The 23,377-nt window shown below is 41.1% G+C and carries 23 protein-coding genes, 1 tRNA gene and 1 other RNA gene; 23 read left to right on the top strand and 2 right to left on the bottom strand.

The features are described from left to right. Positions 1-5: 5 nt before the first annotated feature. The 16 genes from ACGG81_RS01530 (at position 6) to tadA (ending at position 13,328) form a co-directional block, all read left to right on the top strand. Positions 6-434: an ATP synthase subunit C gene (locus tag ACGG81_RS01530; protein WP_008976943.1), complete on the top strand. Its 429-nt coding sequence runs from the start codon at positions 6-8 to the stop codon at positions 432-434. A gap of 4 nt (positions 435-438) precedes the next feature. After that, positions 439-747 (top strand): V-type ATP synthase subunit F, encoded by a 309-nt coding sequence (locus tag ACGG81_RS01535; RefSeq protein ID WP_008976942.1) that lies wholly within the window; start codon positions 439-441, stop codon positions 745-747. Positions 748-766: 19 nt separating this feature from the next. Beyond that, the gene (locus tag ACGG81_RS01540) at positions 767-1,354 is read left to right on the top strand and encodes a V-type ATP synthase subunit E (RefSeq protein ID WP_008976941.1); all 588 of its coding nucleotides are present in this window, start codon (positions 767-769) and stop codon (positions 1,352-1,354) included. Next, complete coding sequence (locus ACGG81_RS01545) at positions 1,347-3,113, top strand: V-type ATP synthase subunit A (RefSeq protein WP_390109154.1); 1,767 nt, start codon at positions 1,347-1,349, stop codon at positions 3,111-3,113. Before ACGG81_RS01540 ends, ACGG81_RS01545 begins: the two co-directional genes overlap by 8 nt. A gap of 12 nt (positions 3,114-3,125) precedes the next feature. Further along, a complete protein-coding gene (locus tag ACGG81_RS01550) occupies positions 3,126-4,508 on the top strand; it encodes a V-type ATP synthase subunit B (protein ID WP_008976939.1) in 1,383 nt (460 codons plus the stop codon). Between the two features lie 50 nt (positions 4,509-4,558). After that, positions 4,559-5,173 (top strand): V-type ATP synthase subunit D, encoded by a 615-nt coding sequence (locus tag ACGG81_RS01555; protein WP_008976938.1) that lies wholly within the window; start codon positions 4,559-4,561, stop codon positions 5,171-5,173. A gap of 214 nt (positions 5,174-5,387) precedes the next feature. Beyond that, complete coding sequence (locus ACGG81_RS01560) at positions 5,388-6,269, top strand: YitT family protein (RefSeq protein ID WP_008976937.1); 882 nt, start codon at positions 5,388-5,390, stop codon at positions 6,267-6,269. 177 nt (positions 6,270-6,446) lie between these two features. After that, positions 6,447-6,519, top strand: a tRNA-Lys gene (locus tag ACGG81_RS01565). 144 nt (positions 6,520-6,663) lie between these two features. Further along, complete coding sequence (locus ACGG81_RS01570) at positions 6,664-7,542, top strand: DUF5685 family protein (protein ID WP_390109158.1); 879 nt, start codon at positions 6,664-6,666, stop codon at positions 7,540-7,542. Next, positions 7,539-8,177 carry a J domain-containing protein gene (locus tag ACGG81_RS01575; protein ID WP_117500803.1) on the top strand — a complete coding sequence of 213 codons (639 nt, stop codon included), beginning with the start codon at positions 7,539-7,541 and terminating at the stop codon, positions 8,175-8,177. The genes ACGG81_RS01570 and ACGG81_RS01575 overlap by 4 nt, the downstream gene beginning before the upstream one ends. Then, positions 8,168-8,704 (top strand): hypothetical protein, encoded by a 537-nt coding sequence (locus tag ACGG81_RS01580; RefSeq protein ID WP_120106138.1) that lies wholly within the window; start codon positions 8,168-8,170, stop codon positions 8,702-8,704. Before ACGG81_RS01575 ends, ACGG81_RS01580 begins: the two co-directional genes overlap by 10 nt. A 129-nt stretch (positions 8,705-8,833) precedes the next feature. Then, the gene (locus ACGG81_RS01585) at positions 8,834-9,667 is read left to right on the top strand and encodes a M15 family metallopeptidase (protein WP_390109163.1); all 834 of its coding nucleotides are present in this window, start codon (positions 8,834-8,836) and stop codon (positions 9,665-9,667) included. Between the two features lie 268 nt (positions 9,668-9,935). Beyond that, complete coding sequence (locus tag ACGG81_RS01590) at positions 9,936-10,295, top strand: hypothetical protein (RefSeq protein ID WP_008976932.1); 360 nt, start codon at positions 9,936-9,938, stop codon at positions 10,293-10,295. A gap of 30 nt (positions 10,296-10,325) precedes the next feature. Beyond that, a complete protein-coding gene (locus ACGG81_RS01595; protein ID WP_120091017.1) occupies positions 10,326-11,864 on the top strand; it encodes a nitrite/sulfite reductase in 1,539 nt (512 codons plus the stop codon). 117 nt (positions 11,865-11,981) lie between these two features. Continuing rightward, positions 11,982-12,812, top strand: coding sequence for a hypothetical protein (locus ACGG81_RS01600; protein ID WP_270666128.1), 831 nt, complete (start codon positions 11,982-11,984; stop codon positions 12,810-12,812). Positions 12,813-12,836: 24 nt separating this feature from the next. After that, a complete protein-coding gene (gene tadA / locus ACGG81_RS01605; RefSeq protein ID WP_008976929.1) occupies positions 12,837-13,328 on the top strand; it encodes a tRNA adenosine(34) deaminase TadA in 492 nt (163 codons plus the stop codon). Positions 13,329-13,406: 78 nt separating this feature from the next. Here the strand turns inward: tadA and ACGG81_RS01610 are convergent, their stop codons facing one another. Beyond that, on the bottom strand, positions 13,407-14,744 hold the full coding sequence (locus ACGG81_RS01610) for an aminopeptidase C (RefSeq protein ID WP_390109167.1): 1,338 nt from the start codon (positions 14,742-14,744) through the stop codon (positions 13,407-13,409). A gap of 358 nt (positions 14,745-15,102) precedes the next feature. Here ACGG81_RS01610 and ACGG81_RS01615 point away from each other — a divergent pair, with 358 nt between their 5' ends. The 7 genes from ACGG81_RS01615 to ACGG81_RS01645 all read left to right on the top strand — a co-directional run bounded on the left by ACGG81_RS01615 (position 15,103) and on the right by ACGG81_RS01645 (position 22,672). Next, on the top strand, positions 15,103-15,654 hold the full coding sequence (locus tag ACGG81_RS01615; RefSeq protein ID WP_009263281.1) for a TetR/AcrR family transcriptional regulator C-terminal domain-containing protein: 552 nt from the start codon (positions 15,103-15,105) through the stop codon (positions 15,652-15,654). A gap of 207 nt (positions 15,655-15,861) precedes the next feature. Further along, positions 15,862-17,469 (top strand): ABC transporter substrate-binding protein, encoded by a 1,608-nt coding sequence (locus ACGG81_RS01620; protein ID WP_009263280.1) that lies wholly within the window; start codon positions 15,862-15,864, stop codon positions 17,467-17,469. A gap of 96 nt (positions 17,470-17,565) precedes the next feature. Then, on the top strand, positions 17,566-18,531 hold the full coding sequence (locus ACGG81_RS01625; protein ID WP_009263279.1) for an ABC transporter permease: 966 nt from the start codon (positions 17,566-17,568) through the stop codon (positions 18,529-18,531). Then, positions 18,521-19,438 carry an ABC transporter permease gene (locus ACGG81_RS01630; RefSeq protein WP_009263278.1) on the top strand — a complete coding sequence of 306 codons (918 nt, stop codon included), beginning with the start codon at positions 18,521-18,523 and terminating at the stop codon, positions 19,436-19,438. The genes ACGG81_RS01625 and ACGG81_RS01630 overlap by 11 nt, the downstream gene beginning before the upstream one ends. Before the next feature lie 36 nt (positions 19,439-19,474). Continuing rightward, on the top strand, positions 19,475-20,497 hold the full coding sequence (locus ACGG81_RS01635; RefSeq protein ID WP_009263277.1) for an ABC transporter ATP-binding protein: 1,023 nt from the start codon (positions 19,475-19,477) through the stop codon (positions 20,495-20,497). Then, positions 20,472-21,437, top strand: a complete 966-nt coding sequence (locus ACGG81_RS01640; RefSeq protein WP_009263276.1) for an ABC transporter ATP-binding protein — start codon at positions 20,472-20,474, stop codon at positions 21,435-21,437. Before ACGG81_RS01635 ends, ACGG81_RS01640 begins: the two co-directional genes overlap by 26 nt. Positions 21,438-21,463: 26 nt before the next feature. Continuing rightward, positions 21,464-22,672, top strand: coding sequence for a MalY/PatB family protein (locus tag ACGG81_RS01645; RefSeq protein WP_009263275.1), 1,209 nt, complete (start codon positions 21,464-21,466; stop codon positions 22,670-22,672). 353 nt (positions 22,673-23,025) lie between these two features. Here the strand turns inward: ACGG81_RS01645 and ffs are convergent. After that, positions 23,026-23,287, bottom strand: an RNA gene (gene ffs / locus ACGG81_RS01650) — signal recognition particle sRNA large type. Positions 23,288-23,377: the final 90 nt, after the last annotated feature.

Consider the following 23,377-nt stretch of genomic DNA (forward strand, 5'->3'; position numbering starts at 1 on the left):
TTATTATGACATTAGCAACAAAATTAATTCTGATCGCAACTTTAGTATTAAGTATCATTCTTCCATTCGGATATTATCTGATCGGAGAGAAAAACAAGAAGCGTTATAAAAGAGCAATCGGAACAAACGCATTCTTCTATTTTGGAGCATTTCTTGTGGCATCGATCATGATGTTCGGAGGAAATGTACAGGCTGCAGAAGCTGCTACTTCTGCTTCTATCGCAACAGGTCTTGGATATATCGCTGCCGCTCTTGTTACCGGTTTATCATGTATCGGTGGTGGTATCGCCGTTGCCAGTGCTGCTAGCGCTGCTCTTGGAGCAATCAGTGAAGATTCTAGCGTACTTGGTAAATCATTGATCTTCGTAGGTCTTGCAGAAGGTGTCTGCCTGTATGGTCTGATCATCTCCTTCATGATCTTAGGTAAATTATAAGCCGATGAAGATGTATTTGATTAGTGATAATGTAGATACCTACACAGGGATGCGTCTTGCGGGTGTAGACGGAGTCGTCGTGCATGAGCGCGGCGAACTCTATGAGGCGCTTCAGAATGTCATCAAAGATAAGGAAGTAGGAATTGTCCTTCTGACCGAAAAATTCGGACGAGAATTCCCGGAGATCATTGATGATATTAAATTGAAGAGAAAGATGCCTCTGCTCGTGGAGATCCCTGACAGGCACGGAACCGGCCGTAAGAAGGACTTTATCACATCCTATGTAAATGAAGCCATCGGGCTGAAACTATAATGAAACAGAGGGCGATGACATGACTTTAGAAGAAAAAATTGAAAACTTGCAGGCAGCTTCGATGGAAGAGGCGAGAGCCCAGGGAAATGCAATCATCCAGAATCACAAAGAAGCGCTGGAAAAACTTTATAACGAGCATACAGAGACTGCACTCAGACAGGCAGAACTGAAGCTGAAGGCAGAGACGGCAAATGCAAAGCATGAGGTCAACAAAGCCATGGCAAAATCCCAGATTGATCTGAAGCGTGAGCAGGGAAAATGCCAGACAGAGTTAAAGAACAGACTGTTCCGCAGAGTGCATGTTCTTGTAGATGAATACATGCAGACAGAAGCGTACACAGAACTTCTGTCTTCTTATATCCACAAAGCAATGGCATTTGCCGGTGGGGAACAGGTGACGATTTATATTAATCCGACAGATGAAGATAAAAAAGCAGAATTAGAAGAGCGCACGGGAGCTTCCTTGACCGTCAGCAGAGAAGACTTTATCGGAGGGATCCGGGCAGTCATCCATGCGAAGAACATTCTGATCGATCACTCCTTTAAGGCGTCCCTTGCAGAAGAATACGAGAAATTCTTGTTTTTAGGAGGGAAAGAAAATGCTTAGAACGGGAAAGATTTACGGGATCAATGGTCCGGTTGTTTACCTGAAAGGAAACACGGGATTTAAGATGTCGGAAATGGTATATGTTGGGAAGGAAAGACTTGTCGGGGAAGTGATCGCCCTTGATAAAGAACGGACAACGATCCAGGTGTTTGAGGAGACGACAGGGCTTCGGCCGGGTGAAACGGTTGAGGCGAGTGGAGATGCGATCTCTGTCACACTGGCACCAGGAATCCTGAACAACATTTTTGACGGAATTGAAAGACCGTTGGAGCGTATCGCTGAAAACTCCGGTGCATATATCAGCAGGGGTGTCAGTGTAGACTCACTTGATAAGACAAAAAAATGGAGCACACATATGACGGTTTCTGTCGGGGACGAGGTTCACGGCGGACACATTATCGCGGAAGTTCCGGAGACGGCGGCGATCGTGCACAAATGTATGGTTCCTCCAAATATCAGCGGAATGATCACAAAGGTAGTGCCGGATGGAGAATACACGATCGATGAGCCACTTGTGACGGTGGAATTGGAGAGTGGAAAGACGATCGACCTTACGATGACACAGAAATGGCCGATTCGTGTGCCGAGACCGACGCATCACAGATTTCCGGCATCCAAGCCGCTTGTGACCGGACAGCGTATTCTGGATACGATGTTCCCAATCGCGAAGGGCGGAACAGCCTGTGTGCCTGGTGGATTTGGTACTGGAAAGACAATGACACAGCATCAGATCGCAAAATGGTCGGATGCCGACATTATCATTTATATTGGATGTGGAGAGCGTGGAAACGAGATGACACAGGTATTGGAAGAATTTACTCAGCTTGTGGATCCGAAATCAGGAAATCCGTTGATGGATCGAACAACATTGATCGCCAATACATCCAACATGCCGGTGGCTGCCCGTGAGGCGAGTCTTTACGCAGGTCTGACACTTGCAGAGTACTACCGTGATATGGGATATGATGTCGCGATCATGGCAGATTCCACTTCTCGTTGGGCGGAGGCGCTCCGTGAGTTGTCTGGACGTCTGGAGGAGATGCCGGCAGAAGAAGGATTCCCGGCTTATCTTGCATCAAGACTTTCTGCATTCTACGAGCGTGCCGGAATGATGCACAATTTAAATGGAACAGATGGTTCTGTATCGATCATCGGTGCGGTATCTCCGCAGGGTGGAGATTTCTCTGAGCCGGTTACACAGAATACAAAGAGATTTGTCCGCTGCTTCTGGGGACTGGATAAGAGTCTTGCATACTCCAGACATTTCCCGGCGATCCACTGGCTGACAAGTTACAGTGAGTATCTGATGGATCTTGCACCGTGGTATGCAAAACATGTCTCAGATAAATTTATTGATTACCGGAATCAGATGATGGCACTTCTCAATCAGGAGAGCAGTCTGATGGAAATCGTAAAACTGATCGGAAGCGATGTGCTTCCAGATGATCAGAAGCTGGTACTGGAGATTGCAAAAGTGATTCGTCTTGGATTTTTACAGCAGAATGCATTTCATGCAGATGATACATGTGTCTCTCTGGACAAACAGTTTAAAATGATGGAGGTCATCCTTCACTTATATGATAAATCAAAGGCATTGATCACGATGGGAATGCCAATCTCGGTATTGAAAGAGGAAGACATCTTTGAGCGTGTCATAGCGATCAAGTATGATGTCCCGAATGATAAACTGGAAATGTTTGATGACTACATGAAAGCCATCGATCAATTTTATGACCGTATTATGGAAAAGAACGCATAAGGAGGCTGTGTCATGGCAATAGAATATTTAGGACTGAGTAATATCAACGGCCCTCTTATCGTGCTTGAGGGCGTAGAAAATGCTTTCTATGAAGAAATCGTAGAGTTTGTTGTAGAGGGCAATCAGAAAAAGATCGGACGTATTGTTGAAATCTACGAGGACAAAGCGGTGATCCAGGTGTTTGAGGGGACAGAAAATATGTCCCTGACTAATACGCATACAAAGCTGACTGGACATCCGATGGAAGTTGCATTGTCACCGGATATGCTGGGACGTACATTTAACGGTATCGGGGAACCGATCGATGATCTCGGACCGATCACTTCCACACTCCGCAGAAATATCAACGGACTTCCGTTAAATCCGGTAAAGAGAGAATATCCGCGTAACTACATTCGCACAGGAATCTCAGCGATTGACGGACTCACCACACTGATCCGAGGACAGAAGCTGCCGATTTTCTCCGGCAATGGACTTCCGCATGACCAGCTGGCGGCACAGATTGTAAAACAAGCGTCGCTGGGAGATGATTCGGATGAACAGTTTGCGATCGTATTTGCGGCGATGGGTGTGAAACATGATGTTGCAGAATTTTTCCGCAGAACATTTGAAGAGAGCGGGGTTGCCGATCACGTTGCGATGTTCTTGAATCTCGCAAATGATCCGGTGGTAGAACGTCTGATCACACCGAAGGTAGCATTGACTGTGGCAGAGTATCTTGCATTTGAGAAGAACATGCACATTCTTGTTATTCTCACAGACATGACATCTTTTGCGGAGGCGATGCGAGAAGTATCTTCTTCCAAAGGAGAGATTCCAAGTAGAAAGGGATTCCCGGGATATTTATACAGCGAACTGGCAACAATCTATGAGCGCGCCGGAATCGTGGAAGGTGTCAACGGTTCTGTGACACAGCTTCCGATTCTGACAATGCCAAACGATGATATTACGCATCCGATCCCAGACCTTACAGGATACATTACCGAGGGGCAGATTGTTCTCGATCGAAACCTTCATGGACAGTCTGTCTATCCGCCGATCAATATCCTCCCATCTCTTTCCCGTCTGATGAAGGATGGTATTGGAAAAGGATATACGAGGGAGGATCATCAGGATCTTGCAAATCAGCTGTTCTCTTCTTATGCAAAAGTAGGAGAGGCGAGAAACCTTGCATCGGTTATCGGAGAAGATGAACTTTCGCCGATTGATAAAAAATATCTCGAATTCGGTAAGGAATTTGAGGCAAGATACATCGGACAGGGTATGGAAGAAAACCGGACAATCGAGGAGACACTGGATCTTGGATGGGAACTGCTTCGTATGCTTCCAAGAGAAGAGCTTGACCGAATTGACACGAAGATTCTGGAACGCTTCTACGAGAAGAAGGAAGCATAAAAAAAGAAAGAGAAGAAGATTAGAATATCTGGAAAGGAGCCGAGTGTGTTATGGATCCACGTACATTTCCCACAAAAGGAAATCTGATTCTTGCAAAAAATTCTCTGGCACTTGCGAATCAGGGATATGAGCTGATGGACAAGAAACGAAATATTCTGATCCGTGAGCTGATGGATCTGATTGATCAGGCAAAAGAGATTCAGGAGAAAATTGATTCGACATTCACATATGCTTATAAATGTCTGCAGCGTGCGAACATCGAACATGGGATCAATCTCGTATCTCAGATTGCCTACACCGTTCCAATTGAAAAATCAATCCGGATCAAAAGCCGAAGTATTATGGGAACAGAAATTCCATTGGTCACTTATACGCCGGAGATGGAGGCGCCGACTTATTCTTTCAGTACGACAAAAGAATCCATTGATGTGGCGCGTGAGGCCTTTAAGCAGGTAAAAGATCTGACAATCAAATTGTCGATGGTAGAGAATGCTGCGTACCGCCTTGCGGGAAATATTAAGAAGACACAGAAACGTGCCAATGCATTAAAGAATATCACAATACCGACTTATACAGCACTTGTGTATTCTATTTCCAATGCGCTGGAGGAAAAGGAGAGGGAAGAATTTACCCGTCTGAAAGTGATCAAGCGGATGAAAGAATAGGATCGTTTCTAAAAATAATTTTGGGAAGTCCGATTTCGTTCTTGAATATTTGAATTGAAAATGATAGAGTATACTTTAGAAAAGCAGAAGAAGGTATACTGTCATGAGAAGAGTCGGAAAAGTCAGAAGTGAATATAGAGAAAAGAAGCAGGTCGGGAAGGCCTGCTTCTTTTCACTTTATCCGGCTAAATGATTAAAGAGAAGGAGTGGGACCATGAAAGAGGCGACAAAAGCAGAGTTAAAAGAAGTCTTCAGCTTAAAAAGAATTATGTGGGTGCTGATCGGAAATACGATCTATTCTTGCGGAATTGCCGCATTTGTATTGCCGAATGACTTGATCACAGGAGGAACAACAGGAATTGCGTTGATACTGGAACATTATTTCGGTCTGCCGATCGGATTGTCTGTTGCAATTTTTAATATAGTAATGTTTATCCTGGCAATCTTGATTCTCGGGAAATCATTTGCGCTCACAGCGCTGATCAGTACGTTTTATTTCCCGTGGATCTTATCGCAGTTTCAAAAAGTACAGTTTATTCAAAATATGACAGATGATTTTCTGCTCGGAAGTATTTTTGCAGGACTGATGCTGGGACTTGGAGTTGGGCTTGTCATCAGAGCCGGAGCTTCCACTGGAGGTATGGACATCCCACCGCTGATCTTAAATAAGAAATTCGGACTTCCGGTATCTATTGGGCTCTATGTATTTGATTTTACAATTTTGATCATTCAGATGTCCTTCAGAGACAAAGAGCGGATCTTATACGGAATTTTACTTGTTCTAATTTATTCAACACTGGTAGACAAAGTGCTTCTTATGGGTAAGACACAGATGCAGGTAAAGATCATCAGCGATCATTACGAAGAGATCAATAAAGTGATCCAGGAGAAACTGGACAGAGGTTCTACCTTCTTCAAGACGGAATCTGGATATCTCAGAAAAGATTCTTTTGCAATCATGACAGTCGTATCGTCAAGAGAATTACCGAAGCTGAACGAACTTGTGCTTGAGATTGATAAGCAGGCATTTATTGTGATCAATCAGGTCAATGAAGTCATGGGACGAGGGTTTACACTGCATAAACAGGCAGAGTAATTGTCCGGGAAATAGTTTGCGGACGGCCGGAGATTATATGGAAGAAATGTGATCTCCGACCACGCAAAAAATATTTCAAAAAATTTGAAAAAATTTAAAAAATTGCTTGCATTCTCTAAAAAACTGTTATATAATATCACTTGTGTTAAGGAAACACAAAAATAAAATAAAGAAAATGCGCGATTAGCTCAGTTGGTAGAGCACCTGACTCTTAATCAGGGTGTCCAGGGTTCGAACCCCTGATCGCGCAGTTGGGAAGCACTGTTTTTGCAATCTTTGAATTGTGGGGGCGGTGCTTCTTTTCGATATTTTTCATAGATTTTTAAGAAATTTCTCAACATTTTAGAATGCAGTTATGATATAATGCTGAACAGTGGAGTGAAAGGAGACGGAAATGTTCGGATATGTGACGGCATATAAGCCGGAGATGAAGATGAAAGATTTTTATAAATATAAGGCATACTACTGTGGACTGTGTCATGTGCTGGAAGAACGACATGGACTTAGAGGTCAGGTTACACTCACATATGATATGACATTTCTTGTGACGCTGCTCACTTCCTTGTATGAGCCAAAGACGGTTCATGAGAAGCATCGGTGTATGGTGCATCCGCTAAAAGAGCATGACATGCTTTTCAATGAGATTACAGAATATGCAGCGGATATGAACATTGTGCTGACGTATTACCATTTTCTAGATGACTGGAAGGATGAGAAGAGCAAGACGGCGCTTGTAGGACTTCATACTTACCGGAAATTATACCGGCAGGTAGAAGAGAAGTATCCGGAGAAATGCAGAGTAATCCGGAAATGCCTTTCAAAGCTTCAGAATTATGAGAAGGCGGGCGAGACGGATATCGATGCGGTTTCAGGCTGTTTTGGGAAATTGATGGGAGAACTTTTCTTATTTCGAAAAGATGTCTGGTCGAAGAATCTCTGGAAGATGGGGTTTTATCTTGGAAAATTTATTTATATTTTAGATGCCTATGACGACTTGGAGAAAGACCGGGCGCAGGGCAGTTATAATCCGCTTTTGAAGATGGCAGACGAAGAAGGATATGAGGAGAGATGCAGGCAGATGCTCACGATGATCCTTGCAGAGTGCAGCAACTGTTTTGAAATGTTGCCATGTGTGGAAAACATAGATATTCTGCGAAATATTCTGTACGTTGGCGTTTGGAATAAGTTTGAGGAAAAGTCTGCGGCCGAGGACACGGCAGGAAAGAGTAGATTAGAGAAAGAAATAAAAGGAGAAGACAGAGGAGAATTATGATTACAGATCCATACAGTGTGCTGGGAGTGCCGTCGAGCGCTTCCGATGATGAAGTAAAGAAAGCGTACAGAGAACTGATCCGGAAGTATCATCCGGATTCCTATGTGAACAATCCGCTTTCTGATCTGGCGGAGGAGAAGTTTAAAGAAGTGCAGGAAGCTTATGACCAGATTATGAAGCAGAGGGAGAATGGAGGGTATTCTGGAGGCTATGCGGGAAATTATTCCGGAGGGTATTCTAGTGGTCAATCTTATTCTTCCGGCAGTGAGGATGATGTGAAGATGCAGGCGGCATGCAATTATATCAATGCAAGACATTACCGGGAAGCTTTAAATGTACTGTCAAGCATGTCGAATCAGAATGCGCGCTGGTATTATTGTAGTGCGATTGCCAACTATGGTGTGGGAAATAATCTTGTGGCAATGGAGCATGCGCAGCGTGCAGCATCGATGGAGCCGGGCAATCCGGAATATACAAATCTAGTCAATCAGTTCCAGTGGAGGGGACAGCGTTATCAGAATACCGGATATGGTTATGGCAGACCGACATTTGGAACTGGAAATATGTGTTGTGATCTGTGGTGTGCGGATCAGATGTGTGAATGTATGGGAGGCGATCTTTGCTCATGCATGTAAATGCAAGAAAAATAGCATTGTCAGGGGTACTGGCTGCATTTGCAGTCGTGCTGATCGTGCTGGGGAGCATATTTGAAACAAGTACCCTGTTTCTGCTGGCTGCAGCGGCATTTTGTGTTGGAATAGTGGTCAGAGAGTGGGGGATTGCTTACGGCGCAGCATTTCTTACGGCATGTACTCTGCTTGGTGTGATCGTTTCTCCGCAGAAGATGTACTGTGTGACATTTGCGGCAATGGGAATCTATCTTCTGCTTGCGGAGGCCGGATGGGAAGCGCTTGCGAAAGCAGAACGCATTCAGAAGAAAAAGATAATTTTGTGGGTGTGGAAATATCTCGTATTTAATAGTATGTTTCTTCCGGCATTGTATTTTTTTCCATCCTTACTGGTTGCCAAGAAGATGACGAAGACGTTGTTTTTCGTTATGGCAGCAGCGGGACAGGCCGGTATTTTTATTTTTGACAGAGCACACATTTATTTTCAGGCAGAAGTATGGGGCAGGCTTAGAGGAAAGGTAATGAAACAGTAAGGGAAGCCGGTGAGGAGCTTTGTTTACAGAAGTTCCCATGAAAAGTTTTCGGCACGATTCTTTAAAAAAACGAAAAAACATGGTATAATAAAAATGTTACAGGAAAATCAGCAGGAAAAGGAAAAAATTATGTGGATAGATGATGAAGCACTGGCGAGAAAGGACAGGAATCAGAAGCGCAAGTTTGAAATGCTGAAGAAGATTGCGATGACTCTCGCAGGGATCGCACTTGTGGCAGGGCTCGCAGCAGGAGGAGCTGTCGGTATTTTCGTTGGAAAGAGGACAGAAGCAAAAGCAGTTGATGCCAAAGTTGCGAAGGCAGTCAAAGAAAGTGAAGCCAAAGCGGCAAAGCAGAGTTCGGATAAGAAAGAGAAGGACACTGTTGATGAAGAGAAGAAAAAAGAGTGGAATTTGACATTGGTGAATAATACACATCCGCTGGATGAAAATTATCAACCGGAACTTGCGGAAGTGGAGAATGGTTATACATTTGATGCAAGAGCAGCAGAGTCGCTCAAGGAGATGCTTGCAGCGGCCAGAGAAGCGGGACTTAGTCCTCAGATTTGCTCGGCATATCGTACGATCGAGGAGCAGAAGGCAATCTATAATCAGACGATGCAGGAGTGGATCGATCAGGGAATGACCTATCTGGAGGCATTTGAGGAGACAGGAAAGTCGGTGGCATACCCGGGAACGAGTGAACATGAGCTGGGACTTGCTGCGGATATTGTATCTTCTTCTTACGGGATGCTGGATGAAGCTCAGGCAGACACCGAAGAGGCAAAATGGCTGGAAGAGAACTGCTATAAGTATGGATTTATTTTAAGATATCCACCGGATAAGATTTCGGAGACAGGGATCATTTATGAATCGTGGCATTACCGGTATGTCGGAAAAGAAGATGCAAAGAAGATCATGGACAGTGGTGTGACACTGGAAGAATATCTGGGAGAAACTTATTAAGAATTGTTTCCAAGGGGAAATGTCTGCAATGGCAGAGAGAAAAAATTCGCATGCAGACAGAAAATAGGCAGTAAAAATAGGCATAGAAACTTGTATAGGCAGGCAGTATAAGGGGAAACTACACTTATACTGCTGCTTTTTTTGAAGAGGAAGTCATAAAGAATTTACGTTCTGTTCTCTTTACCTTTTTTCTATTGTCTGATAAAATAGAACCCAAAGAATTGGCGATAGATTTCATATCCTTAAATTTTTTAGAAAAGAAGCGAGTGTGAACAAAGTGAAAATAGAGGTAATCGATACGCAAAAAGAAGACCGGACGGAAAACCTGCAAAAGAAGCTCAGCGGTAAGACGATGTTGGAGAGGAGATATGAGCAGGAATTGATGAAGGTGAAAGCGGCGGCAGACGCAGAACTGGAAGACCGTGACAAAGGAGAAGTGAACCCGTATACAGGCAGAGAATATGATACAAATACAGTCCGGGTACACGCAGATAAGATTGGATATGTGCAGGTGTATGACCGCAGTATCCATGGGTGGGAGACCATGACGGAATGGGCATTTCTTGGGAAGGAAGAACAGAAGAAAGTGACGCTGGGGGATGCCTATGAACCACCAGTATTCGTGTAATCCGGCAAGAGAAGAGGAAAAGGAGCAAATATGGAAAGTTACAAAGAGTTTTTAAAAAGTGAAGTACAAGAATTTAGAAAAGCAGGACACAGATTTTTGGAGAAGGAGATCAGCAAGGCAGAATTTAAAGGTATTTCCGGTGGGATGGGTGTATATGCGCAGCAGGATCAGAAGTCCTTTATGATCCGCCTGCGGACACCGTCGGGATTGATTTCCAAGGAACACTTAAATCTGATTCTTTCTTATGTGCACAAGTATGGTCTGGAGAAAGTACATTTGACGACGAGACAGGCAGTGCAGCTTCATGATCTGGATATTGACAGTGTATGCGATATTATGGAAGATGGGATCGATCATGATCTGTTTACAAGGGGAGGAGGCGGTAATTTTCCGCGGAATGTCTCCTTGTCTCCGCTTGCGGGAGTGGAAAAAGCAGAGGCATTTGATGTGACACCGTATGCGCTGCAGGTTGGAAACTATTTCCTTGGAAATGCTCCTTCATACAAGCTTCCGAGAAAATTGAAAGTGGCATTCTCTTCGGATGAGAAAGATACGGCGGCTGCGTCTATCAATGATATGGGATTTATGGCAGTGTCTGAGAAGGGGATTCCGATGTTCCGCATGTGGCTTGCCGGTGGGATGGGACAAGGTCCGGCAGTAGCAGTTCCTTACCCGTCACTGGTCCGTCCACAGGAAGTGCTGTATTACGTTGAGGCGATGATCCAGCTGTTTATTGCAGAAGGGGATTATGAGAATAAGGCGAAGGCACGTACGCGTTTTATTCCGAGAAGAATGGGGACAGAGGCGTTCTTAGAATGTTTTGAGAAACATCTGGAAGAAGTGAAAAAAACACATCAGTTCGAGGAGATTGCGCCGGTTGCGGCAGAAGGAATGTCTTCTTGTGAAGACTTGAATGGTACTTGCATCGCACAGCGTCAGGAAGGTCTTTATACAGTGATACTTCACCCGGTATGTGGTCAGCTTGCGGCGCAAGATCTTGAGAAGATCGCAGCATTTGTGGAGCGAGTGGAAGCGGCTCAGATTAGACTGAGCATGGAAGAAGAGATGTATGTCCGCAACTTGACACGGGAGCAGGCGGAAGAGCTTCAGGCGATGATGGCGCATATGATGCAGACACCGGTTGCACGTACACTGAGTTGTGTCGGAACTCCATCTTGCCAAATGGGAATTTTGCAGAGCCAGAAGCTTTGCAGGGGAATACTTGCGGCAGTGAAAGAAGCCGGACTTTGCGAAAGCCGGCTGCCAATGATTCAGATCAGTGGATGTCCGAACAGCTGTGCAAGGCATCAGGTGGCAGAGATTGGATTTGCGGGAAGAAAAGTAAAAGTCGGAGATCGGTCGGAAGATGCGTTCCAGCTTTTCGTGGGCGGTTCTGTTTCCGGAGCAGATACACGTATGGGAGAACTTCAGGGAGTAATGCTTGCAAGTGAGATTCCGCAATACATTGTAGAATTAGGAAAGCTTTTGGAGCGGGAAAAGAAGACTGTGACAGAGATCGCAGAGTGTGAGTGCTTTAAAGAACTGACAGAGAAATTTTTAGTTTCATAGAAGGACAGAGCGTGTTTGAAGGTGCAGAGAAGCTGAAGTTCAGACACGCTCTGGTTCTTTTTTCCCTGGCTTGTGCATAGATTAAGAAAAAGACAAGTTGAGGGATGTTGCGGAAATATGGGACAGCAAATCTGTTATTTATATGAATATAAAGAATCTGTACCAGTGAGAAATGTTGGCTTTATCCGGGCAGAGCAGAAAAGAGACGGAGCTGTTTTTAGCATCAGTGCGAAAGGAATCGTGGAACATGCAAATGAGAAATTGGAGATTTTTGGATTTTGCATGAAACATGGAAGTTGTGAAACAGTCTCTCTTGGGGAGCTTCCGATCGTGCATGGGAGTGTATCGCAGATGGTGGAGACAGAGGAACGGCTGGATGGTCTGGATGGGCTTTTGATCAAGTGTGAAGAGAAGGTTCTCTACGCGGCGGTATGGGAGCCGGTAAAAGTAAATTTTACCGGATGCGTCAGAAGAGAAAGCCAAAAAGAAGAGATAGCAGAAAAGCCAAGTGAAGAAAATGACGCAGAGGCGGAAGAAAGCTTTGCGGAAGAAAGTGTGCTGGAACAGGAGATTGATCCGGAGCAGTGTGCGTGTGCAGGGGGACAGACAGACTATGAGGAGTGCGGTGGAAAGGAACGTCTGCAATGCAGGAAAATTCGGAGAAATGATCTGGGGGAACTTGCGCGCGGAGAGTGGAAGCTAGCGAACAACAGTTTTTTGCTGCATGGTTACTACAACTATCATCATCTGCTTCTGATTGAAGAGGGGGATGACTGCATACTTGGTGTGCCGGGGATTTATCACCGGAGAGAGCGGCAGGCGGCAGAGTGCTTTGGTTTTTTGGAATTTCGGGAAGCAGAAGGATTGCCGGTCACACTTTCTGAGCAAGAGCGAAATGATTATGAGAGATTTGGATATTGGTGCAGAAAAGTAGAAAAAGGACAGTAGAAAGAGAGCAGAGGAAACAGGAAGATGAATCAGGATGAAAAGTACATGAAAGAGGCAATTCGGCAGGCGAAGAAGGCATATGCGCTGAAAGAAGTGCCTATTGGCTGTGTGATCGTATATCAGGATAAAATTATTGCAAGAGGATATAACCGGAGGACGATTGACAAGAATACGCTTGCCCACGCGGAGCTGATCGCAATCAGGAAGGCGAGCAGGAAGATGGATGACTGGAGGCTGGAGGATTGTACTATGTATGTTACGTTGGAGCCATGTCAGATGTGTTCGGGAGCGATCGTGCAGTCGAGGATGAAGAAAGTTGTTGTCGGATGTATGAATCCAAAAGCGGGATGTGCAGGGTCGATTTTTAATCTGCTGCAAGTGCCGCAGTTCAATCATCAAGTAGAACTGGAGATTGGAGTGTTGGAGGAGGAGTGCAGTCAGTTGATGAAATCTTTCTTTCGGGAGCTGAGAGAAGAAAAGGCGAGAAAGAAAGCGGAGGAAAACTCCGTGGAATAAGAGGGCGATTTGTGGAAAAGAAAGCAAAAAAACAGAAGGTACGTGGATAACTTTCCAGTGCCTTCTGTTTTTTTAAAATTATAATGCGAGTGAGCCCATTGGATCCCAAGGTTCGAGGAGGATCGGTTCAGATTCATATTCTTTGACAAATTGTTCCGGAAGGTATTTTTTATTGACAACAACCTGGTACATATATTCGTCAAACCATGCATCACTCATGACATAGTAGCCTTTCTTACCGGATTTTTCTCCCCAACTGTTCTCGACACGCCAGCGATCTGGGTTTCCGTTCTCGTCTAGATTGACACCCATAAATGTCATTGCGTGTGTCATAAGGCTCTCATGATAGTCCAGACGCTCGGCTTTTGTCATATGGTAGGTGGTACCGAGAAGTTCTTCCGTCTGATAGAGGTCAAGATCCATCACACCGTTCTCGCCGCAGGAATATTTTCCGACATCACAGCCGAACCATACCGGGGAACCGTCCTGCATCTGTGCGATTGCGGCTTTCTTTAATTCTTCAATTTCCAGATTTAGGTAGCGAACCGGGCGTCCTTCTTTGACATTTCCAAGATATTTGACGCTGTAGCTGCGGTGGTATGGTTTGTCGCTGGTTGGAGCATTGATCAGGCTAATATAGTCATCGAGATTCAGACTGATGTACTTTTCGTAAAATTGCTGCGGAGTGATCTGTGTATCGCGATGGAAGTTCTTATCTTTGTCGCGCACTTCAAAATCGAATGTCTTCGGAGGTTCACCGAGACAGATGCAGAGAATGCGGTAGATTTCATTCATCATAGATTCTTTCTGCATGCGAAGTTCATCGATAGAAGCCCCGGATTCGTTCGCTTTGCGGAGGGTGCAGGCAAATTCACGAAGTTTTTTTGTCATATATCCTGCCATTTCGCGTGTTGCAGAAGAGCAGGCTGTCTCCGGCATCGCATCCTTCGGGACGAGACCGTATTTGCGGATAATGCTGCACAACATATCCCATTGACCACCGTCTCCGAGCGGGTCTGTAAGAAGGTGGGAGATCAGTCTTCCATTTACAGGTTCCTTAAGTGTGTCAAGAATGCTTTCTAAGAAATAATTTGCTTTCTCAAGTTTGTCGTAGAATAAAGTATAATTCTGTGACAGCTCAAATGTCTCGAGATTCAGTTTTTTCATGACTTCAAAGCGGAATGTGTTGAGTGCGGCGAACATCCAGCAACGTCCACTCTGCATCTGATTGGTAATCTCTCCTTGTTCAAGGGAGATGGAAAATTCGTGTCTTGTGCTGCGGGCTGCCTCGCTGTTTCTGGATGATTTTAAGAGTCCATTTACAGTGACGGCATTTTTCGCAACAGTGTGAAGTGTGTTTGCGCGGAAATCATTCTGAAATGCTTCCAGTGTTTCTTTTGTGAGTGATTCCTTCATTTGATAACCTTCTTTCTGCTCATTCGTTGTGTTAAAGATTTTGTCTATCTGTATTTTACCACCGGAGAAATCTAGTGTAAATGAGGAAATAAACAAAATAAAAAGTGATTATTACCAAGTGAAGATTGAGATTATTTTTTATGTAGATTTTCTTAATGCTTTCTATATGAAAAGTAAACTTTGTGAAAAATAGTATTCCTTATTTTAGATTTAGTTAGTGTTTAGAAAATGTGTTTTTATTCAAATTTTTCATAGAAAACATCAATAATTACATTGCAAAAACTGATTGGACTTTCAAAAAAACACTTGCTATAATCAGTTCTAGTAATAAATCAACTGGTTGTGAAAGGGTGGAAGTATGGGCTTGAAGGTTGATACTAAGCAGATTTTGGCAGATTCATTTTGCAAATTGCTAGAAAAAAATTCTATTGAGAATGTTTCTGTTCAAAATATTGTTGATTATTGTGGCGCATCGAGGACTACTTTTTACAATCATTTTTCGGATAAATATGAGTTGATGATTTGGATTTATAAAGAGGATATGAAAAAAATTTGGACGGGATGTTTAGGGGATTGGAAAGAAAATGCAATAAAAGTATTGGAATATTTTAAGGAAAAACGTTCTTTTTATTTAAACATATCTCAGCATGCAGGTCAGAATTCAATTCAAGAAGAAATGACAGAAAGATTAGTGCTAAATGCGGAGAATTATTTAAAAGAAAAGGCGGGTACAAATTTGTTTAGGGACGAGATAGAATATGCTATTAGGATTTATAGTAGAAACGTGATAGATGAAATTTTTAATTGGTTAAAGTCTTCAAATGCATGTTCTACTCAAACAATGGTTAAAAATATGTCAATGTGCATGCCGTTTGTATTAATGAAATATTTTGTGGATAAAAGAGTATAAAACATAAAGGAAAGCTGTAATGGCTTTCTTTTTTATTGTTTAACTTTTCATCATATCATAAATTTTTTGAAAAATAACTTTACAAAAAAATAGAAATGTAAATTTGTTTTACAAATATACTTATTTATCAATTCTCATTAAAATGAAAGCTTATTATAATTAAGTTGTACAAAATAATTTTAAAAGGAAATCTTGAGGAGGAAACAAATGAAGAAAAAAGTTTTAGCTCTTTTTCTTGCTTCACTTATGGTAGTGGGAGTATTTACAGGATGTGGAGCTGGGAATGAGAAAAAAGAAAACAACACAAAAACAGAAGAGACGGCAAAGAAATCTGAAGGGAGTACATTAAGAATTGCAATGGGTTATAAACCGAATTCACTTCAGCCAAGTGCGCAGAGTAGTGATGACCTTGTGAGTGCAATTCGACCAATTTATGAGCCTTTGTTTGCAGAAACAAAGGAGGGATTAGAGTATTATTTGTCTGATAACCTTGAGATTTCTGAGGATGGGTTAACATATACACTTCATATCAATGAAAATGCTACATGGAGCGATGGAAAGCCGGTAACGGTTCAGGATGTAATGTTTACGATTAATTATGGAGTTGAGACATATGGAGGGCCAACCTCTTTTACCCAGATTAATGGGAAAGAAGTCCTTTTTAATGAAAAAGATGATAAAACATTAGAAATTGTACTTCCAATGGTATATGACAATTATACAAGAACTTTGGCACAGTTTTATCCAATGCCGGCACATGCATTTGATAATGACCCGACAAAAGTTGATGATAGTAATTATTTTAAAACTACAGAGATGGCTACGTCTGGTGCGTATGTTGTAAGTGAAATTAATGAGGATAGTTTTGTATTTAAGGCAAGAGATGATTATTATAGAGGAACTCCTACCGTTAAGACAGTCATAATGAAAACAATCGGAAGTGGAAGTACAAAACAGATTGAATTTGAGAATGGTCAAATTGATTATATGCGTGTGACTTCAGCAGAGGAGTTGAAAAAATATCAAGAAGCAGATGACAAATACAATATGTATAGTGTTTCTGAAGCGCGTTTAAATTATATTCAGCTGAATCCAAATGGGTCAACTATGTCAACGTTATCGGATGATGCAAGGAAAGCAATTTTTCTTGCTCTCAATAAAGATGATATTATTCAATTTGCATGGGGAACAGATGAGCTTGCTAAGCCAGCAAACAGTCTTCTGACTCCGGATCAATCTCTTTATAATAAAGAGTGTAAAGGATATGAATATAATTTAGAAGAGGCAAAAGCACTTGCTGAATCATCAGGTCTTGCTGGAAAGACATTGACTTATATTTATAATGCGGATAGAGCAAATATGGAAGCGGTTGCAACCGTTGTGCAGCAGCAGTTAGCAGCAATCGGAGTAAATGTTGTTATTGAAAGTTGTGATACATCAACATTTTTCCCGAGATTTTTCGCGAAAGAGGATAGTGAATACGCAAATACATGGGATCTTGGAACAAACGGATGGGATTCGCAGAGAGGAACAAACTGTGGACAGACAATTAGTTATCTTACAAACCGTCTTTCAGATTGTGGCTATAGTGAGGAAGTTTCTGGGCTTGCTACAAAGGCATTGAGTACTGTAGATACAGATGAAAAGCAGGATCTTTGGAATGAAATTCAAGATAAAGCACTTGCAGAATGCTGGGAATATCCATTGACTTATACAAATTATGTTATGGTTTCACAGAAGAATGTTACGGGACTAGATGGATCTTCTGTAATTCCAGAATTTATTGATTATTTGTCAATTGAAGTGAAGGAATAATCAGTAATACAAAATTTAAAATGAGTAAAGGAATGTGACTTTGTTGAAAAACGAGTCACATTCTTTCTCATTAGATTTTTATGGAGAAAAAATTATATGGGAAAATATTGCTTTAAAAAATTAGTTCGAATGATTATAGTTATGTTCCTTATTTCATTTTTTTCATTTGCAGTAATATATTTTGCTCCAGGTGATATTTCAGATATGTATGTGACGGCAGATATGACAGAGGAACAAAGAGAAAATCTAATAGCAGAATTAGGACTAGATAAAAGTATGGTGGAACAATATGGAGCATGGGCAATGAAAATGTTACGTGGTGATATGGGAGTTTCTCTGTCAAATAAATCTGCTGTGTGGCCACAGTTTCAAGAAAGACTTCCGGCAACTGTACTATTGATGGGGAGTTCGATTATTTTATCGCTAGTGCTCTCGATTCCACTTGGATTATGGTCTGGTTATAAGAAAAATACTTGGGTAGATAATTTAATTAGTTCAATTTCATATATAGGTATGTCTTTGCCATCGTTTTGGTTTGGTATGCTATTGATTATTTTCTTTTCTGCTATTTTACATTTGCTTCCTTCGTCTGGTATGCATACGGTAGGAAATGAATCTGTATTTGACACATTTAAACATATGATTTTACCTTGTATTACATTAAGTATTGGTCATGTGGCAGTATATATTCGTTACATAAGGGCTAATACAATTGGACAGTTGAGTGAAGAGTATGTATTAACAGCAGAAGCAAAAGGAAATTCTCAGAGAAAAACATTATTTGGACATGTTTTCAAAAATACATTATTGCCTATTATTACATTGCTTGGTATGAATCTCGCATCTTTAGTATGTGGTTCCTTTATTGTAGAATCAGTATTTGGATGGCCAGGTATTGGAACACTTGCGATGACGGCAATCGGAGCAAGGGATTATCCAATTATTATGACATATGTCATGCTTTCAGGTTTCTTGCTCGTGATGGGAAATTTTCTCGCAGACTTATTGTATGCTTTTGTAGATCCGAGAATTAAGCGGGGAGGTACAAGAAATGGAAGATAGAAAAGAAATTGATGAGAAGTTATTTCGGCAATTGGAGAGAAAAAATTCTCAGCAATATACAGCAAAATATCAAAACGTATGGGTCAGCATTTTGAAAGAATTAAAAGCAAATAAGATTGCAATAATCTGTTTGGTTTTGTTAATGATTTTGGCTATAGCGGTATTATTGGCTCCATTAAGTCCGTATGATCCGTATGCATTGGACGCAACACAACGACTTCAAGGAATCTCGAAGGCCCATTGGTTTGGAACAGATGAATATGGAAGGGACTATTTCACTAGAACGCTGTATGGGGGAAGAGTATCATTGTTAGTAGGATTTATGTCGATGATTATGACGATTGTGATTGGAACGTTGATAGGTGTATTTTCTGGATATGTGGGAGGTAAAATAGATACACTTTTAATGAGTTTTACCGATATTTTCCTTGCATTACCAAGTATGCTTTTAATGGTAATATTGAATACATTTTTGAAACCGGGGCTATCAACATTAATTGTGGTATTGAGTCTATTTTCATGGGCATCCGTAGCAAGAATCACACGAGCAGAAACAATGTCATTGAAAGAGAGAGATTTTGTTGTTGCAGCAAAGAATCTTGGTGCATCTAATTGCCGAATTATTTTTGTACATATTATTCCTAACATTGTAGGTCCGGTAATTGTAGCTGCAAGTTTAAGTGTCGCAAGCGCGATTTTAACAGAATCTTCACTCAGCTTTCTTGGGCTAGGTGTGCAGATTCCGATGGCATCGTGGGGAAGTATGCTTCAGGCAGCGCAGACTTATATTTTAGATTATCCTTTGTTGGCAATATTTCCAGGGGTCATGATTTTAATTACGGTGCTTAGTTTTAATTTACTTGGTGATGTGTTGAGAAATGCACTGGAACCTAAGATTGTGGATTGATTTATTTCGTGAATCCAAAAGAAAGGAAAAAAGAGAATGAGTGATTTGTTAGAGATGAGGAAGGTTTCAGTAACTTATGATACATACAGTGGTATGGTTCAATCGGTGAGAAACATTTCGTTTTGTGTAAAAAAAGGAGAGACGGTTGCGCTAGTTGGAGAATCAGGTTGTGGAAAATCAGTGACAGCTAAGAGTATTATGGGATTAATTAAAAAGCCGGGTAAAATTTCAAAAGATAGTGAAATTATATTTTCGGGAACTAACATTCAAAAGTTTTCAAAAGATCAATGGAGAAAGTTTCGTGGAAAAGAATGCTCTATGATTTTTCAGGATGCTCTTGTGTCTTTGAATCCGACAATGAAGATTGGAAGACAGATTATAGAAAACTTAGACAATCATGCAAAAGAGCTATCAAAAGAAGAGAAGGAACAAAAAGCAATAGAGATGCTAACGCTTACAGGAATTCCAGATGCAAAACAATGCCTGATGAAATATCCACATGAGCTTTCAGGAGGTATGAGACAGCGGATTATGATTGCTATTGCATTAATTACTCATCCTAAATTGTTGATTGCAGATGAACCTACAACTTCCTTAGATGTAACGATTCAAGCACAGATTCTGAAACAGATGAAAAGTTTGCAAAAACAATTAAATATGGCAATTTTGCTTATTACACATGATCTTGGGATTGTCGCAGATATTGCAGATAAGGTAATTGTGATGTATGCAGGGAGAATTGTAGAGGAAGGGGAATGCCGTGAGATTTTTTATCGTCCGGCACATCCATATACAAAAGCTCTTTTAGAATCTGCACCTAGATTAGATCAAAATGGAAAACAAATGCTTCGAGCGATTGAGGGAAGTATTCCGGATATGACAAATCCCCCAGAGGGATGCGCGTTTTGTATGCGCTGTCCTTACGCAATGGAGGTGTGTGCAGCTTATATACCTGAAGAGAAAAAAATATCGGAATCGCATCGCGTATCCTGCTGGTTAATGGATAAACGTGCAGAAAGGGAAGGAACTAATAATGAAAGATCGCAAAAAAATCTTTGAAATAAGACACTTGAAAAAATATTATTCAGTGTCACAGAAGCAGTGGTTAAAAGCAGTAGATGATGTTTCTTTTGATATTTATGAAGGAGAAACACTTGGGATTGTCGGTGAATCAGGATGCGGAAAAACGACTTGTGGAAAAACTTGTCTTGGAATGATTGAAAAGAGTGGAGGAGAAGTTTTGTTCATGGGACAGGATGTTCATTCTATGAAAAGAAGAGAGCATTTTGAATTTACAAAAAAAGTTCAGATGATTTTTCAGGATCCTTATGCATCACTAGATCCCCACCAGAAAGTATATAATATTATTGCAGAGGGGATTCGTATTCATAAAATGGCCAAAGGGAAAAAAGAAGAAGAAAAAATGGTTTCAGAACTTTTGGAAATGGTCGGCTTGAATGCAGAACATGCATCTAGAAATGTCCATGAATTTTCAGGGGGACAAAGACAGAGAATAGGAATAGCAAGAGCGCTTTCAGTAAATCCAGAATTTCTTTTTTGTGATGAACCAATTTCGGCATTGGATGTATCTATTCAAGCTCAAATCATAAACTTACTTATGAAACTTCAAAAAGAGAGAAAGCTTACAATGCTTTTTATTGCACATGATCTTTCAGTTGTTAAACATATTTCGGATCGAGTTGGTGTTATGTATTTAGGGAGGATGGTAGAACTGACAATGGCAGATCAATTGTATATAAATCCTAAACATCCCTATACACAGGCTTTGCTATCAGCTATTCCAATTGCGGATCCAGATGAATGTAAAAGAAAAGAAAGAATTATGCTAGATGGAGACGTCCCGAGTCCTATAAATCTTCCATTGGGATGTCGTTTTGCAAGTCGATGCAGTAAATGTATGGAGATATGTAAAAGTATAGAACCCAATATGATAGAAGTTGAACAGGGACATTTTGTTGCTTGTCATTTATATAAATAAAAATAAGGAGAATGGAGAGGAATAATATGAAGTATGATTTTGTATCTATTATTGATCGTCAGGGCAAAGATGCTATGGCTGTGGATGTAGTAGGAAAATTTTCCGGTTTTGAATTGCCACAAGAAGGATTTGATTTTATTCCGATGTGGGTTGCAGATATGAATTTTGCAACAGTACCTACAGTTCAGAAAAAGATTTTAGAAAGAACTGAACATCCAACTTTTGGATATTTTATTACAAGAGATGAATATTATGAAGCGATTATAAACTGGCAAGAAAAAAGAAACAATGTTGCTAGGCTTACAAGAGAATGCATTGGTTATGAGAATGGTGTATTGGGGGGAGTTGTATCGGCTTTAAATGCTTTTGCAACTCCGGGAGATAGTATACTTGTTCATAGTCCTACTTATGTGGGGTTTACAGGAAGTATTACAAATGCAGGATATAAAATTGTGTTGAGTTCGCTAAAAAAAGATGAAGAAGGCATTTGGCGTATGGATTATGAAGATATGGATAGAAAGATAAAAAAGAACCGAATTCACGTTGCTGTATTTTGTAATCCGCATAATCCTACAGGAAGAGTATGGGAACGAGAAGAACTTAGAAAAGCTCTTGAAGTATATCGTAAAAATGATTGTATTGTTATCTGCGATGAAATTTGGTCTGATATTATTTTAAATGAAAATCAGCATATTCCTATGCAATCTTTAGATGAAGATGCAAGAAACAGAGTGATTGCTCTTTATGCGCCAAGTAAAACTTTTAATTTAGCAGGATTGATTGGAAGTTATCACATAATTTATAATCCATATTTGAGAGATCGTGTGAGAGCGTGTAGTAGTAAATCTCATTACAACTCTATGAATGTACTTTCAATGTATGCATTGATTGGAGCATATAGTAAAGATGGTATGGAATGGGTAGATGAATTGAGAAAAGTACTTTCCCAAAATATTAATTACGCATACGATTTTATTAATAAATATTTTGAAGGAGTGGAACTGAGTAAACCGCAGGGAACTTATATGTTATTTCTAGATTGCAGAAAATGGTGTGAAAAGCATCATATAAGTTTAGAAGAGATTTTGAAGAAAGGACATCGTGTTGGAGTGGGTTGGCAAGATGGAAGACCGTTTCATGGGGAATATGCAATTCGCATGAATCTTGCACTTCCCTTTACAAAAGTTCAAGAAGCACTTAAAAGGCTTGCAGAATATGTTTTTTGCTCAAAATAGCATTATTAGTTGGAAATAAATCATTCGATTTTTGCCTATCAATTAGAATACATCGAAAAATAGGAATAGTAGTAAAGATCACCTATTATGAGAGTAATATCGTCAACTTAAAACATATTCAAAATAGATAAAAGCACTTGACAAGATGTAAAATATGTTGCCTCGCATTGATTTGATATGCTCAATGCGAGGTGTTTTTATGAATACAAAAATTATGGTATATTTCTTTTTGAAAAATAATAAAAGAAAGAGCAGGATATACAGCTTGGTATATCCTGCTCAGAATGGGCATTGTATTCAATATATTAATTAATGATATTGATGTTATTTGCCCAAGTAAGTCCATATTTTTTTCGTGCGTTACACTTCGAACTTACCTCCCGAACGTTACCTCGGTAGTTAACTCAGCCCAGGCACCCTTACGGCACCCGGAGGTCTCTGCTTAGTGCTGCTTCGTTCCCGACCTGACACGGTTCACAGAGTTCCGTCGCGTAAGACCCAAGCCTCAACGCCACTTTCCGAGGGCAGCTTCACAAGCATAAGCCCTCCGTGTAACATCACCCCCACTATAGCGGATTGTGGGTACAAGGTACCGCTAACACCCCGGCTGCACGAGTCTATATTTTACCTTGTTTATGTGAAAATGTCAACTGGGAATTGCGAAAAAGTACAATATATAGTAAAATAAAACAATATTTCAGGCGC

This window comes from Faecalimonas umbilicata, from assembly GCF_042846195.1.
GTDB lineage: Bacteria > Bacillota > Clostridia > Lachnospirales > Lachnospiraceae > Faecalimonas > Faecalimonas umbilicata.